Origin of the sequence: Sinomonas halotolerans (assembly GCF_039615075.1) — a bacterium.
GTDB lineage: Bacteria > Actinomycetota > Actinomycetes > Actinomycetales > Micrococcaceae > Sinomonas > Sinomonas halotolerans.
In genome coordinates, this window is record NZ_JBDFRB010000015.1 from 26,352 (window position 1) to 40,168 (window position 13,817).

The 13,817-nt window shown below is 72.8% G+C and carries 13 protein-coding genes; 10 read left to right on the plus strand and 3 right to left on the minus strand.

Annotation, left to right across the window (positions count from 1 at the left end):
* The first annotated feature begins 8 nt into the window (after positions 1-8).
* On the plus strand, positions 9-890 hold the full coding sequence (locus ABCQ75_RS13800) for a PaaX family transcriptional regulator (RefSeq protein WP_345886069.1): 882 nt from the start codon (positions 9-11) through the stop codon (positions 888-890).
* A gap of 29 nt (positions 891-919) precedes the next feature.
* Here the strand turns inward: ABCQ75_RS13800 and ABCQ75_RS13805 are convergent, their stop codons facing one another.
* Together ABCQ75_RS13805 and ABCQ75_RS13810 are read right to left on the minus strand one after the other, a co-directional pair.
* On the minus strand, positions 920-1,210 hold the full coding sequence (locus tag ABCQ75_RS13805; protein WP_345886070.1) for a hypothetical protein: 291 nt from the start codon (positions 1,208-1,210) through the stop codon (positions 920-922).
* 208 nt (positions 1,211-1,418) lie between these two features.
* Entirely contained in the window at positions 1,419-1,844 is a 426-nt protein-coding gene (locus tag ABCQ75_RS13810) for a RidA family protein (RefSeq protein ID WP_345886071.1), read from the minus strand.
* 135 nt (positions 1,845-1,979) lie between these two features.
* Between ABCQ75_RS13810 and ABCQ75_RS13815 the strand changes: the two genes are divergently transcribed.
* The 6 genes from ABCQ75_RS13815 (at position 1,980) to ABCQ75_RS13840 (ending at position 9,381) form a co-directional block, all read left to right on the plus strand.
* Positions 1,980-2,852 (plus strand): fumarylacetoacetate hydrolase family protein, encoded by an 873-nt coding sequence (locus ABCQ75_RS13815; protein ID WP_345886072.1) that lies wholly within the window; start codon positions 1,980-1,982, stop codon positions 2,850-2,852.
* Between the two features lie 20 nt (positions 2,853-2,872).
* On the plus strand, positions 2,873-3,385 hold the full coding sequence (locus tag ABCQ75_RS13820) for a cupin domain-containing protein (protein WP_345886073.1): 513 nt from the start codon (positions 2,873-2,875) through the stop codon (positions 3,383-3,385).
* On the plus strand, positions 3,382-4,359 hold the full coding sequence (locus tag ABCQ75_RS13825; protein WP_345886075.1) for an acyl-CoA thioesterase: 978 nt from the start codon (positions 3,382-3,384) through the stop codon (positions 4,357-4,359). The genes ABCQ75_RS13820 and ABCQ75_RS13825 overlap by 4 nt, the downstream gene beginning before the upstream one ends.
* A 119-nt stretch (positions 4,360-4,478) precedes the next feature.
* On the plus strand, positions 4,479-6,152 hold the full coding sequence (locus ABCQ75_RS13830) for an AMP-binding protein (protein WP_345886077.1): 1,674 nt from the start codon (positions 4,479-4,481) through the stop codon (positions 6,150-6,152).
* 21 nt (positions 6,153-6,173) lie between these two features.
* Complete coding sequence (locus ABCQ75_RS13835; protein ID WP_345886121.1) at positions 6,174-8,639, plus strand: bifunctional salicylyl-CoA 5-hydroxylase/oxidoreductase; 2,466 nt, start codon at positions 6,174-6,176, stop codon at positions 8,637-8,639.
* A gap of 265 nt (positions 8,640-8,904) precedes the next feature.
* On the plus strand, positions 8,905-9,381 hold the full coding sequence (locus ABCQ75_RS13840; RefSeq protein WP_345886079.1) for an acyl-CoA thioesterase: 477 nt from the start codon (positions 8,905-8,907) through the stop codon (positions 9,379-9,381).
* Positions 9,382-9,527: 146 nt separating this feature from the next.
* Here the strand turns inward: ABCQ75_RS13840 and ABCQ75_RS13845 are convergent, their stop codons facing one another.
* Complete coding sequence (locus ABCQ75_RS13845) at positions 9,528-10,325, minus strand: SDR family oxidoreductase (protein ID WP_345886081.1); 798 nt, start codon at positions 10,323-10,325, stop codon at positions 9,528-9,530.
* A gap of 162 nt (positions 10,326-10,487) precedes the next feature.
* Here ABCQ75_RS13845 and ABCQ75_RS13850 point away from each other — a divergent pair, with 162 nt between their 5' ends.
* The 3 genes from ABCQ75_RS13850 to ABCQ75_RS13860 all read left to right on the plus strand — a co-directional run bounded on the left by ABCQ75_RS13850 (position 10,488) and on the right by ABCQ75_RS13860 (position 13,697).
* Positions 10,488-11,900 carry an aldehyde dehydrogenase family protein gene (locus tag ABCQ75_RS13850; protein ID WP_345886083.1) on the plus strand — a complete coding sequence of 471 codons (1,413 nt, stop codon included), beginning with the start codon at positions 10,488-10,490 and terminating at the stop codon, positions 11,898-11,900.
* 12 nt (positions 11,901-11,912) lie between these two features.
* On the plus strand, positions 11,913-12,845 hold the full coding sequence (locus ABCQ75_RS13855) for an MBL fold metallo-hydrolase (RefSeq protein ID WP_345886084.1): 933 nt from the start codon (positions 11,913-11,915) through the stop codon (positions 12,843-12,845).
* Between the two features lie 90 nt (positions 12,846-12,935).
* Positions 12,936-13,697, plus strand: a complete 762-nt coding sequence (locus ABCQ75_RS13860) for an IclR family transcriptional regulator (RefSeq protein WP_345886086.1) — start codon at positions 12,936-12,938, stop codon at positions 13,695-13,697.
* Positions 13,698-13,817: the final 120 nt, after the last annotated feature.

A 13,817-nucleotide genomic window follows, 5' to 3' on the forward strand; every position in this document is an offset into this window, starting at 1 on the left:
CTCGGTGCATGTCCACCGCCGCCGTCCAGCAGTCCAAGGCAGCGGCCGCGTCCCCGCGCCATCAGCAGCTGCTCGTGACTGTGTTCGGCCTCTACGCGCGCGAGCATGGAGGCGCGCTCCCAGTCGCCGCGCTCGTCCGGCTGCTGGGGGACCTCGGGGTGGAGGGCGCGGGAGTCCGCTCGGCGGTGTCCCGGCTCAAGAAGCGCGGTGTGCTCGAGAGCGTGAAGCTCGGCGGGGCTGCCGCGTACCGCCTGGGTCCGGGCCTCGAGGAGGTCTTCAGCGAGGGCGACGAGCGCATCTTCTCGCCCCACCGCGCCCGGCCGGATGATCCGTGGCTCCTCGCCGCGTTCTCCGTCCCCGAGTCGCAGCGCGCTCTGCGCCACCAGATCCGTGCCTCCCTGACACGGCTCGGCTTCGGCGCGGTCTCGCCGGGGCTGTGGATCGCGCCGGTCGCGCTCGAGAAGGAGGCCCGGCGGCGCCTGGCCCGCGCCGGCGCCGGGCAGTACGTCGAGTTCTTCCGCGCCCGGTACGCGGAGGCAGAGCACGCGGAAGACGGCGAGGGGCCGGGCATGCCGGAGCGCGTCGCCGAGTGGTGGGACCTGGACGCGCTCGAGGCGACCTACGTCGAGTTCGTGGAGGGCCAGCGCGGGGTGCGCGAGCGCTGGGAGGGCGTGGCGCCGTCGTCGGCCGCCGACGACGCCGCCGCCTTCGCCGACTACGTCTCGCTCCTGACCCAGTGGCGCCGCCTGCCCTATCTCGACCCGGGCCTCCCGGCGGAGTACCTCCCGCCCACCTGGCACGGCCTCGTGGCCGAGGAGCTCTTCGCCTCGCTCCACGCGAAGCTCGAAGGCCCCGCCCGGCGCCATGCCGAGCGGGTCCTCGCCGGGTAGGGGGCCCGGCGAGGACGGGGGCCGCGCGCTCAGTGCCCGGTGGGCTCCGGCCCGAGCCCTGCGCGCGCGAGATCGTGGAGCATCTGGTGGTAGCCGGAGAGCGCGAGCGGCGGGACCTGGTGCAGGTCCTCGATCGTGGCGCGGGGCCGGTCCACGCGGTACAGCGAGAGGATCGCCCGGTCCTCCTCGTCGTCGTCCAGCACGTGGTACGCGGCGACCGGGCCCTCGGCGACGAGCGCCTGCGCGTACCGGCTGAGCCGCTCTGCCGGTGCGCCGCCGCCCGAGCTCCATATCCGAACAACATCATCGACGTTTGCCATCACAGCCCCCCGGATGCCAATGCTGCCTGTCATCCCACTGTGACAGTTGTACGGACGTTTGTGATGAGTACTTTGTACCTGAATCGGGAGCGCGTCTTCCCGCGCGACTACTTGGGTCATGCCGCCTGTACTCAGATTCGGGTGGTCTTGCACAGGACGGCCGGACCAAGACCTCCGGCGTCGGACCTGATCTGCCCCGGTCGGCGGGCTACTCCGCGGCGGTCCCCGACCCGATCACGGCCACGCCCTTGATCTCGATCAGGGCCTCCTCCTGCCACAGCCGCGTGATCCCGATCCCGGCCATCGCGGGGTACTCCCGCCCCGCCATCTCGCGCCAGATGCGCCCGATCTCGCGCCCGTGCGCCATGTAGTCGTCCACGTCGGTGAGGTAGATGGTCACGTCCACGAGGTCCTCGGGCTTCCCTCCGGCCTCCTCGAGCGTGGCGAGGACGTTGGAGAACGCCTGGCGGAACTGCTCCACTATCCCACCGGGCACGATCCGCATGTCCGCATCCAGCGCGGTCTGGCCGCCGAGGTAGACCGTGCTGCCGACCCGGATCCCGTGCGCGTAGCCCGAGGGCTTGGGCAGCGACGCCGGGTTGATGGTCTCCTTGCGCGCCATGGTGGCCTCCATGTCTCCTCCTGCATCCCTCGCGGGCTCGTTCCAGTGTGGGGGTAGTCGCGGCAGTGTGAGCCGTGTTACGTTGAGCTTAGTTGACGGACGTCAAGAAAGCGACATACAGGGTCGCCGGGCGACAGAGGAGGACCCATGGAACTGGCCACGATCCGGACTGCGGGCGGGACCTGCGCCGCCGTGCGCAGCGCAGACCGCTGGCTGCCGCTCGGCGCCCCGCACCTGAGCGCGCTCCTCGCCGCAGGGGACTGGCGGACGACGGCGGAGGCCGCGCTCGCGGGCACCTCGCCGGGCGCCGGGGTCGCCGGGGACGCCGAGGGCGTGCCCGTGGGCGAGGCCGAGCTCGCGCTCCCGCTCCCCGCCCCTGCCAAGGTCATCTGCTGCGGCCTCAACTACGCGGACCACATCACCGAGATGGGCCGGGATCTCCCCGAGCACCCCACCCTCTTCGCGAAGTTCGCGGACACCCTCACCGGACCGACGGACGAGATCGCGGTGCCGCCGGCAGCGCAGGGCGAGCTCGACTGGGAAGCCGAGCTCGCCGTCGTCGTGGGCGCGGAACTCCGCAGCGCGGGCGAGGAGGAGGCCCGCGCGGGGATCGCCGGCTACATGCTCGCCAACGACATCTCGGTCCGCGACTGGCAGAAGCGCACACTCCAGTGGCTCCAGGGCAAGGCCTGGGACGCCACCACGCCGCTCGGGCCGGTCCTCGTCACGGCGGACTCGATCGACCCCGAGGCGGGCATCGGGATCACGTGCGAGGTCAACGGAGACCGCCGCCAGAACGGCAACACCAAGACCCTCGTCTTCAGCGCCGCAGCCCTCGTCGCCTACGTCTCCCAGTTCACGGTGCTGCGCCCCGGCGACGTCATCCTCACCGGCACCCCCGGCGGCGTGGGCATGGGCATGCAGCCCCCGCAGTACCTCTCCCACGGCGACACCGTGGTGGTGGAGGCCGAGGGCCTGGGCCGCCTGGCCAACACCATCCGCTTCAGCACCGCACACTAGAACAAGGCAAAGGAGCCAGCATGACCACCGATCAGAGCGCCATCGATCAGAGCACCGCCGAGCAGACCGCCTACGCGACCGAGGGCGACAACGCGGTCTACGCGCAGCCGGACGGCCGCGTCATCCCCGTCGTCACCCGCGCGGGCCACGAGGACACCTCGACCATGCAGTCCGGCCAGTGCGTCCGCGTCTCCGGCGTCTCGATCCAGCACACCCCTGCGACGAAGATCTGGTTCGGGCAGGTCTCCAACGAGCCCGGCTACCGCTCCTTCCCGCACCACCACGGCGAGGCCGAGACCGGCGGCTACGTGCTCCGCGGCCACGGCCGGATCTACTTCGGCGAGGGCTACAGGGAGTACATCGACATGACCGCCGGCGACTGGGTCTTCGTCCCGCCGTTCATGCCGCACGTCGAGGCCAACATGTCCACCACCGAGGAGCTCGTGTGGCTCACGGCCCGCACGCCCGAGAACATCGTGGTCAACCTCGAGGACGTGGACGACTCCGAGCTCGAGGGGTTCCGCCGCGCATGAACACCGCCAGCGCCCCGACGGCCAGGTCCGCCGCCCTCGTGGCGGCCCTCGCCCTGACGCCGGCCGAGCCCGAGCACTTCGACCTCGCGTTCACCGCGACCACCCAGCCCTGCCCGTGGCCCAAGGCCTACGGCGGGGACATGGTGGCCCAGGCCGCGGCGGCCGCGATGCTCTCGGCCCCGGCGGACCGCCGACTGCACTCGATGCACTCGTACTTCATGCGGCCCGTGGACATCGGCGCGGAGGTCCGCTACGAGGTCGAGCTCCTGCGCGACGGCCGCGGCTACTCGACCCGCCAGGTCCGCGGGTACCAGAACGGCAAGCCCGTGTACGCGGCGCTCGCCTCGTTCCAGGTCCCCGAGGACGGCGCCGAGCTCGCCCCCGCGGCCCCGGCGGGCATCCCGGACCCGGAATCGCTGCCGAGCTCGGCGGAGTACCTCGCCGCGATCGAGCCCGGCACCCCGGAGGCAGGAACGCTCACCGCGGAGTCCAAGGAGTACTGGTCCGCGGGCCGCTCGTTCGACATGCGCCACGTCCCCGGCCCCGTCTACGTGCGGGTCGAGGGAGAGCGGGTGCCGCACCAGGCGGTGTGGGTGCGCGCCTTCGAGGCGCTCGACGGCGTGGCCTCGCCCCACGCGGAGGGCTCCGACCCGGCGGTCCGCACCGGCGCCGCCGCCCTCACCGACGAGCAGCTCCACACCGCGGCCCTCGCCTACGTGTGCGACTACACGATCATCGAGCCCACCCTCCGCGCCCTCGGCCTCTCCTGGGGGGACCCGGGCCTGACCACCGCGAGCCTCGACCACGCCATGTGGTTCCACCGGCCGGCCCGCACCGACCAGTGGCTCCTCTACGTCCAGGAGTCCGCCGGAACGCAGTCCGGCCGCGGCCTCGGGCTCGGCCGCTTCTTCGACACGGACGGACGCCTCGTCGCGACCGTCGCCCAGGAGGCCCTGGTCCGTCCCGGACAATGACAGTCCCGCACGCTGGCGCCCCGACAGCGACCCCCGGACAGTGGCGTCCGGCCGGCCCGCACGGGACCGACTCCGCTCACCCCATTCAACTCACCCCAGCCCGCCCTGAAAGGTGCGCCATGGCCCTCACCCCCTCCGCCCACGCGGACACGTTCGCGCGGGACCACCTCCCCCCGGCCGAGCAGTGGCCGGCCTTCGAGTTCACGCTCCCCGAGCTGCAGTACCCGGACCGCCTCAACGCCGGCTCGGCGCTGATCGACCGCGCCGTGGAGCGCTTCGGCCCCGACCGCCCGGCGCTCCTGACCCCGGACGGCACCCGCTGGACCTACGGCGAGCTGCAGACGCGGGCCAACCAGGTGGCGCAGGTCCTCACCGAGGACCTCGGCCTCGTGCCCGGCAACCGCGTCCTCCTGCGCTCGCCGAACAACCCCTGGACTGTGGCTGCGTGGCTCGGCGTCCTCAAGGCCGGCGGCGTGGTCGTGACGACGATGTTCGCCCTCCGCGCGGCCGAGATCGCCCAGATCCTCGAGCGGACCACGCCTACCGTGGCGCTCGTGGACCACCGCTTCGCCGAGGACCTCGAGGAGGCCGTCGCGGGACTGGGCGGCAGCACCGCCGTCGTGCGCCCTGCAGGGGTGCGCCCCGCCGTGGTGCGGTACGGCGGCGACGGCGCCGACGACCTCACCGTCCGCGCGGCGGCCAAGAGCGGCAGGTTCGACGCCGTGGAGACGGCCGCGGACGACGTCGCCCTCCTGGGCCCCACCTCCGGCAGCACCGGCGTGCCCAAGGTGACCATGCACTTCCACCGCGACATCCTGGCCAACGCGGACACGTTCGCGCGCCACATCCTGGCGCCCACCGAGGACGACGTGTTCGCATGCTCGGCGCCGTTCGCGTTCACGTTCGGGCTGGGCCAGCTCGTGGTGTTCCCGCTGCGGTTCGGCGCCTCCGCGCTGCTCACGGAGCGCACGACGCCGGTCCAGCTCGCCGAGCTCGTGGCAGAGCACGGCGTCACAGTCCTCGCGACCGCGCCGACCGCGTACCGGGCAATCCTCAAGGAGGGCCGCGCGCACTTGCTCGCGGGCGTGACGCGCGCCGTCTCCGCGGGCGAGCACCTCCCGCAGGAGGTCTGGCAGCACGTGCACGAGGAGACCGGGCTGAAGCTCATCAACGGGATCGGCGCGACCGAGCTCCTGCACGTGTTCATCTCCGCCGCGGGCGAGGACATCCGCCCCGGCGCGACCGGCCGGCCCGTCCCGGGCTACCGCGCAACGGTGCTCGACGCGGACGGCAATGAGGTGGCGGCGGGAGAGCTCGGGCGGCTCGCCGTCATCGGCCCCACCGGCTGCCGGTACCTCGACGACGAGCGCCAGACCGGCTACGTGGTGGGCGGCTGGAACGTCACCGGCGACACGTTCTACCGCGACGCCGACGGCTACTTCTACTACCAGGCCCGGGCAGACGACATGATCGTCTCCTCCGGGTACAACATCGGCGCCCCCGAGGTCGAGGCGGCCGTGGACGAGCACCCGGACGTCATGGAATGCGGCGTAGTCGGCCGGCCGGACGCGGAGCGCGGCACGGTGGTGTGCGCGTTCGTCGTCCTGCGCGAGGGCGTGGAGGGCGACGACGCGAAGCGCCGCGAGATCCAGGACTTCGTGAAGTCCCGGATCGCGCCGTACAAGTACCCGCGCGACATCCGCTTCGTCGACGCCCTGCCCCGGAACCCGAGCGGCAAGCTCCAGCACTACCGCCTGCGCGAGCAGGCCGCCACCAACGGCACCCAGGTCTGAGAGGACGTACCCATGAAGCCCCTGAAAGTAGCCGTGATCGGCGGCGGGCCCGGCGGCCTGTACTTCTCCGCCCTCATGAAGCAGCTCAACCCCGCCCACGAGGTCACCGTGTGGGAGCGCAACCGGGCCGAGGACACGTTCGGGTTCGGCGTCGTGTTCTCGGACGAGACGCTCGGCGGGATCGGCAACGCGGACACGGTGGTCGCCGAGTACATGTCCGAGCGGTTCGCCCGCTGGACGGACATCGACATCAGCCTCAACGGCGTCCGCCACACCGTGGGCGGGCAGGGCTTCGCGGCCATGAGCCGCAAGGAGCTCCTGCAGCTCCTCCAGCGCCGCTGCGCCGAGCTCGGCGTCGACGTCCGCTTCTCCACCATGGCGCCCGATGTCGAGGAGCTCTCCCGGGACTTCGACCTCGTCCTCGCGGCCGACGGCGTGAACTCGGCCGTGCGCGCGAGGTTCGCCGAGTCGTTCGGGCCGTCCCTGGACGTGCGGCCCAACAAGTACATGTGGCTCGGCACGGACCTCGTGTTCGAGGCGTTCCAGTTCTTCGTCAAGGACACCCAGTGGGGCACCATGCAGATCCACGGGTACCCGTACTCCGACGAGGGCTCCACGTTCATCGTCGAGATGCACGAGGACGTGTGGCGCGCCGCCGGGTTCGACGAGACCGAGGGCGTGGCGTTCCCGCCCGGGGTCTCGGACGAGAAGGCCATTTCCCGGGTGCGCGAGATCTTCGCCGACGAGCTCGCGGGCCACGAGGTCCTCGCGAACAACTCGAAGTGGATCAACTTCACCACGGTGCGCAACGCTTCCTGGCGGCACGGCAACGTCGTCCTGCTCGGCGACGCCGCCCACACGGCGCACTTCTCGATCGGCTCCGGCACGAAGCTCGCGATGGAGGACGCGCTCGCGCTCGCGGCCTGCCTCCACGAGCACCCCTCGCTCGAGGCCTCCCTCGAGGCGTACGAGACGGAGCGGCGGCCCGTCGTCGAGTCCACCCAGCGCGCGGCCCAGGCCTCGCTCGAGTGGTTCGAGAACATCGGCATGTACACCTCGCAGGAGCCGCTGCAGTTCTGCTTCAACCTCCTGACCCGCTCGCGCCGCATCACGCAGGAGAACCTGCGCCTGCGCGATCCGGAGTTCGCCGAGCGCGTGGACGCGTGGTTCGCCGCGGCCCAGGCGGAGGCGGGGATGGGCGACGGCGTGGCGCGGCCGGCGATGTTCCAGCCGTTCCGGATCGGCGGGCTCGGGCTCAAGAACCGCGTGGTCGTCTCGCCCATGGACATGTACTCCGCGGTGGACGGCCTGCCGGGCGACTTCCATCTTGCCCACCTCGGCTCGAAGGCCCTCGGCGGGGCCGGCCTGGTCATGACCGAGATGGTGTGCGTCTCCGAGGCCGGCCGGATCACCCCCGGCTGCGCGGGCCTGTACACCGACGGGCAGCGGGACGCGTGGGGCCGGATCGTGGACTTCGTGCACTCAGCCTCGACAGCGAAGATCGGCGCGCAGATCGGCCATTCGGGGCGGAAGGGCTCCACGAGGCTCATGTGGGAGGGCATCGACCAGCCCCTCGAGTCCGGGAACTGGCAGACCGTCGCGCCGTCGGCCCTCGCCTACGGGCCCGAGAACCAGGTTCCGGCCGAGCTGGACCGGGCCGGCATGGACGAGATCCGCGAGGACTTCGTCGCCGCGGCACGTCGCGCCGCCGAGGCCGGCTTCGACCTCCTCGAGGTCCACGCCGCGCACGGCTACCTGCTCTCCTCGTTCCTCTCGCCGGTCTCGAACCGCCGCACGGACGAGTACGGCGGCTCCCTGACGAACCGACTGCGCTTCCCGCTCGAGGTCTTCGACGCCGTCCGGGCCGCCTTCCCGGCCGAGCGCCCCGTCACGGTGCGCATCTCCGCCGTCGACTGGATGCCGGACGGGAACACCGCCGAGGACGGCGTGGAGATCGCGAAGGCGTTCGTCGCGCACGGCGCCGCCGCCGTGGACGTCTCGTCGGGGCAGATCGCCAAGGACGAGAAGCCCGCGTTCGGGCGCTCGTACCAGACGCCGTTCGCCGACCGCATCCGCCAGGCCCTCGAGGGCACGGGCGCGGCCGTCATCGCGGTCGGGGCGATCTCGAGCTACGACGACGTCAACTCGATCCTCCTCGCCGGCCGCGCGGACCTGTGCGCCCTGGGCCGTACGCACCTGTACGACCCGAACTGGACGCTTCACGCCGCGGCCGAGCAGGACTACAGGGGCGAGGGCGCCGAGTGGGTGCCGCCGTTCCGCGCCGGGCGCCGCAAGCCGCCGAGCGCCCGCACGGACGCCGTCCGCCCGCGCCTCTCCCTCCTGCGCGAGCCGGACGGCGACGCCCTCCCGACCCACCTGCGCTGGACCCCGGCGGCGGACAGGGCGGGGCAGGACGCGGCGGGGCAGGATGCGGCGGGGCAGGACGCGGCGGGGCAGGCGAGGGCCCTGGAGCCCGCCCCCGCCTGACCGTTGTGGGGTCCTGTCCGCCCCGTTGTGGGGTCCCGTCCCGTCCGTTGTGGGGTCCCGTCCCGCCTGTTGTGGGGTCCTGTCCGATCCTTAGCCGGGACGGGACCCCGTAAGCGAGGGGACGGGACCCCGTAAGCGAGGGGACGGGACCCCGTAAGCGAGGGGACGGGACCCCGTAAGCGAGGGGACGGGACCCCGTGAGCGAGCGGACGGGACCCCACAATGGTGGGGACATGACCCCGCAACGCCAGCGCAAGGAGGATCCGTGACCGAGGCGAGCGCCGCCGTCGTCCGTGAAGAGGTGACCCGCACCGTGGAATGGGTGGACACCGACGCGGCCGGCCACCACCACAACTCGTTCGTGCTCCGCAGCGTCGAGGCGGCCGAGGCGAGGCTGTTCCGCCGCCTGGGCGTGCTCGAGGAGTACTTCGGCGCGGCGCCGCGCGTGCGCCAGGAGGTGGACTACCGCGCGAAGCTGTACTTCGGGCAGGAGGCCACGACCGTGCTCGAGGTCGAGTCCGTGGGGCGTTCGTCGATGGTGTTCCGCTTCGAGGTCTGGGGTGAGGCGTACGATGGCGCACCCTCCGGAGCCGTGGACCGTCGCCTCGCGGCGTCGGGCCGGTTCGTGAGCGTGCACGTGCCCGCCGGGAGCGAGGCCTCGGCGCCATGGCCGGAGTCCATCCGGGCGGCGGTCGAAGGGGGGCGGGGTTCCGCAGGAGGCGGCCCGGGGCCAGCCTCGTAGGGCGACTGAGGGGCAGCCCGGTGCCCGGGCGCCGGGGAGGCGTCCGCGCTGCCGGAGCACCCCGGGTCCGCAGCCGCCGGCCGAGGAGGCCTGAGGCCGCCCGAGGGAGCCGGCGCCTCGCGAGGCCGCTGGATGCCGATCTACGCTCAGGCGGGCTGGCGCGCTGCCTGGACGTGGCGGTGCGCACCGAGCCCGCCGTCCACACGGATGTCGCTGCCGCTGACCCAGCGGGCCCCCTCGGAGGCGAGGAAGACGACGACGTCGGCGACGGCCTCGGGGGTCGCTGCGCCGCCTGTGAGGCTCATGGCGCCCTCGACCTTGGCCGTGCCGTGATCGCGTTTGAAGTCCTCGAGGATGGGCGTGCTGACGGGGCCGGGGCTCACCGAGTTCACCCGGACCCGCCCGAGGGACGAGGCGGCCTGGACCTGGGTGAGGACCCGTACGCACTCCTTCGAGAAGCGGTAGGAGTTGCCCGTCACCTCGGCGTCGCCCTCGACCGAGGCGAGCGCGTCGGCGTCGTCCCCTCGGTCCAGGAACTCGTGGACCTGCGGGGCGCGCTCGGCCCAGCCGTCGGCGACGTTCGAGGCGAGGTTGGTCACGAAGCCGCCCGGTCCGATCGCCGGGAGCAGCGCCGCCGTGAAGGCGCGCAGGCCCAGCACGTTCACGCCCAGGACGGTCTTCCACGGGGCGGTGCCGGGCACGCCTGCGATGTTGGCGACCCCGTCGAGCGCTGGCGAGAGCGCGAGGACCTCCGCGGCCGCGGCCGCGGCGCCCGCCGACGTCGAGAGGTCGGCGCGCACGAAGTCCGCCGCGCCGTCGGGCACGTTGCGGTCCACGCCGATCACACGGGCCCCCCGCTGGGCCAGGGCGGCGGCCGTTGCGGCGCCGATGCCTGAGGCCGCTCCCGTGACGACGATGGTCCGTCCGGCGAAGTCCGGCTGCATGGATCCTCCTGCTGAAGGGTGGGCTGATGTGTCTCCCACCACTCTTGGCCCCGCAGGCCCGGCCGGCAACGGGGCCTTTCCACTGGATGGAGAAGGGCCGTTGTCCAGGCCTCCGTCCGGCGCCACGCTGGGAGCCAGTACCGACACCGAAAGGGACTTCGCATGACCACGACCTACGAGGTGTTCGACCCCGCCACGCTCGAGCCGGTGGGTTCGGCCCCGCTGCACGACGAGGCCGACGTCGACCTCGCGGTCCAGCGCGCCGTCGCCGCCGGCCCGGCGTGGGCCGCCGATCGCGAGGCCCGCCGTGCCGCGCTCCGCGGCGCCGCCGCGGCGCTCCGCGCCAAGGCCCCCGGGATCGGCCGCACGCTCTCCCTCGAGCAGGGCAAGGTGCTTCGCGAGGCCGTCGGCGAGGTCCTCGTGGCCGCTGACGTGTTCGACTACTACGCGGACCTGGAGTGGGACGAGCAGGAGTCCCTGCCCGAGCGCGGCGGCCGGAGCCTCACGGTCCAGCGGCGGCCGGTCGGCGTCGTCGCCGCCATCACGCCGTGGAACTTCCCGATCTCGCTCCTGAGCGTCAAGCTTGCCCCCGCCCTCGCGGCCGGCTGCACCGTCATCGCGAAGCCGTCCCCGACCACCCCGCTGTCCACGATCGCGCTCGTGGAGGCTGTCGTGGGGTTCGTCCCAGACGGCGTCGTCCAGTGGCTCACGGGCCGCCGTGCCGTCAACCGCGCACTCAGCGAACACCCGCGGGTGCGCAAGATCTCCTTCACCGGCTCGACCGAGGTCGGCGCCGCGATCGCCGCGCAGGCCGCGCCCACGGTCAAGCGGGTCACCCTTGAGCTCGGCGGAAACGACCCTGCGATCGTCCTGCCGGACGCGGATGCCGCGTTCACGGCCGCGGGGATCGTCGGGTCGGCGTTCCGCAACGCCGGCCAGGTGTGCATGGCTGTCAAGCGGGTCTTCGTCCCCGCCGAGCGCGAGGCAGAGCTCGTCGAGGCAATCACGGCGGAGGCGGCGAAGCTCGTCGTCGGCCACGGCGTCGCGGACGGCACGACGATGGGCCCGATGCACAGCCGCTCCCAGCTCGAGCTGGTCCAGGGCCTCGTGCGGGAGGCGCTCGACGGCGGGGCGCGGCTCGCGGGGGGCGGGGGCCGGGGCGCGTCGCTGCCCGGGCACTTCCTCGAGCCGACCGTCGTGGCAGGCGCCGGCTTCGACAGTGCCCTCGTCGCGCAGGAGCAGTTCGGCGCGGCCCTGCCCGTCGTCGCCTACACCGACCTCGACGATCTCCTCGACCGGCTCAACGCGCAGGAGTTCGGTCTCGGCGCCTCCCTCTGGACCCCGGACCTCGGCCGCGCCGAGGACCTGGCCGGTCGCATCGAGGCCGGCACCGTGTGGATCAACCAGCACACCCAGGTGGAGCTCGACGCCCCGTTCGGCGGCTGGAAGGCCTCCGGAGTGGGCCGCGAGCGGGGGCCGGTCGGGCTCGAACCATACCTCGAGCTGCGCACCGTCAACGCCCGCGCCCACGCTCCCGCCCCCAGCCCGGCCCCCGCGGCCAGCCCGGCCCGCTGACCTGAGGACGCCATGACCCCCGTGAACACCACCACCGCCGGCCTCGAGGTCATCACCCTGGGCACCGCTGCCGGGCCCGCCATCCGCAGCGGCGCTCCCGGCATCGCGACCGCGATCGTGGTCGACGGCGTGCACTACCTCGTCGACTTCGGCCTCGGCTGCACGCGGCAGGCCCACGCCGCCGGCCTGCGCGGCAAGGACCTCCGCGCCGCGTTCATCACCCACCTCCACTCGGACCACGTCGGCGAGCTCCCCGCCTACCTGCTCTGGAACTGGGGCAGGCCAGTCGACGGCTTCTCGACGGACCTTCCCGTGTACGGGCCAGGCCCGCAGACGAGCGAGATGGTCTCGCACCTCCTCGCGGCCTTCGACTACGACATCGGCATCCGCATCACGGACGAGGGCCGTCCCGACCTGCGCCGGATCGTCCGGGCGGTCGACATCGGGCTGCCGGCCGACGCCGTCGACGGCGGGCCCGAGCACACGCCGCACATGCGGCCCTTCGAGGTGTACGCGGACGAGCACGTGACGGTCACCGCCATCCTCGTCGAGCACCCGCCCGTGTTCCCGGCCTTCGCGTTCCGGTTCGACACCCGCTACGGCTCCGTCGTCATCTCGGGCGACACCGCCGAGTGCCGGAACGTCGCGACGCTCGCTGCAGGCTCGGACCTGCTCGTCCATGAAGCCGTCAACCTCGCCTATTTCGCGGCCGGGGACTTCTCGCCCGAGTTCCTCAACCACCAGCAGATCTCCCACACCACGCCCGCCGGCGTCGGGCGCGTGGCGCGGGCGGCCGGCGTCGGGCGCGTGGTCCTCTCCCATCTCGCCGGCGTCGCCACCGACGAGGAGTGGGCCGCCGGGGTGGCGGAGGAGTTCTCCGGCCCCGTCACGGTGGCCCAGCCGGGCCAGCGGTTCACCCCCGCGCGCGTGCCGGCGGGCAGCTGAGCAGACCCGGGGACCGGGGCCGTCTGGCAGGTCTATCGTGGAAGAGGCGCCCAGCACGTGCAGGGCGCCTCTCCGGCATGAGGTGGTGCAGTGGCAGGGCATACGAAGGCCTCCGGGCAGTCGGTCACATCACGCGCGCTCAACGTCCTGGCCGCGTTCGACCAGGAGCATCCCGTCCTCGGCCTGTCCGAGATCGCGCGGCGGTCCGGTACGCCGGTCGCCACATGCCACCGGCTCCTCGGCGAGCTCACGGACTGGGGCGCCCTGGCGAAGACGACCGACGGCCGGTACCAGATCGGGCACCGCCTGTGGATGCTCGGCATGCTCGCGCCCGTCCAGAAGGGCCTGCGCGAGGTTGCGGCGCCGTACATGCACGACGTGCTCTTCGCGACCCGGCACGTCGTGAACCTCTTCGTCCTCGAGGGAGCCCATGCACTCGTCCTCGAGCGCATCGCGGGCACCGCCGTGGGGCAGCCCGTCGCGCGGGTGGGGGAGCGCCTTCCCCTGCACACGAGCGCCGGCGGCAAGGTCCTCCTCGCGTATGCTCCCGTGCCCGTCCTCGAGCTGGCCTTCGGCGAGCTCAGGCAGGAGACGCGCTACAGCATCACCGAACCGGCACGTCTGCAGCGCGAGATCGTCAGGGTCCGCGAGCAGGGGTATGCCACGACCGTCGAGGAGCACGCTCTGGGCACATCGGGCCTGGCCGTGCCCGTTTTCGGCATGGGCGGGCGCGTCATCGCGGCCCTGGGAGCCGTCGGCATCGGGGCCACCCCGCCTCCTGTCCAGCGGACGCTGCCCGCGCTCCAGGTCGCTGCGAAGGCGATCGGGCGGGCTCTGGGCGCGGGGGAGTGAGGCGCGTCCGGGCCTGAGGAGCCCGGCGGCCGCATCCTTTCCATCCAGCGGTAAGGACAGCGTGATCCGAAGCACCCTGCGGACTTAAGGTCGAGGGCAGGAAGCGCGGTGACGGAGATC

Bases quoted from the DNA above. Each gene is read 5' to 3' on its own strand.
- ABCQ75_RS13800 (WP_345886069.1), top strand. From the start codon at position 9: ATGTCCACCGCCGCCGTCCAGCAGTCCAAGGCAGCGGCCGCGTCCCCG.
- ABCQ75_RS13805 (WP_345886070.1), bottom strand. From the start codon at position 1,210: ATGGCAAACGTCGATGATGTTGTTCGGATATGGAGCTCGGGCGGCGGC.
- ABCQ75_RS13810 (WP_345886071.1), bottom strand. From the start codon at position 1,844: ATGGAGGCCACCATGGCGCGCAAGGAGACCATCAACCCGGCGTCGCTG.
- ABCQ75_RS13815 (WP_345886072.1), top strand. From the start codon at position 1,980: ATGGAACTGGCCACGATCCGGACTGCGGGCGGGACCTGCGCCGCCGTG.
- ABCQ75_RS13820 (WP_345886073.1), top strand. From the start codon at position 2,873: ATGACCACCGATCAGAGCGCCATCGATCAGAGCACCGCCGAGCAGACC.
- ABCQ75_RS13825 (WP_345886075.1), top strand. From the start codon at position 3,382: ATGAACACCGCCAGCGCCCCGACGGCCAGGTCCGCCGCCCTCGTGGCG.
- ABCQ75_RS13830 (WP_345886077.1), top strand. From the start codon at position 4,479: ATGGCCCTCACCCCCTCCGCCCACGCGGACACGTTCGCGCGGGACCAC.
- ABCQ75_RS13845 (WP_345886081.1), bottom strand. From the start codon at position 10,325: ATGCAGCCGGACTTCGCCGGACGGACCATCGTCGTCACGGGAGCGGCC.
- ABCQ75_RS13850 (WP_345886083.1), top strand. From the start codon at position 10,488: ATGACCACGACCTACGAGGTGTTCGACCCCGCCACGCTCGAGCCGGTG.
- ABCQ75_RS13855 (WP_345886084.1), top strand. From the start codon at position 11,913: ATGACCCCCGTGAACACCACCACCGCCGGCCTCGAGGTCATCACCCTG.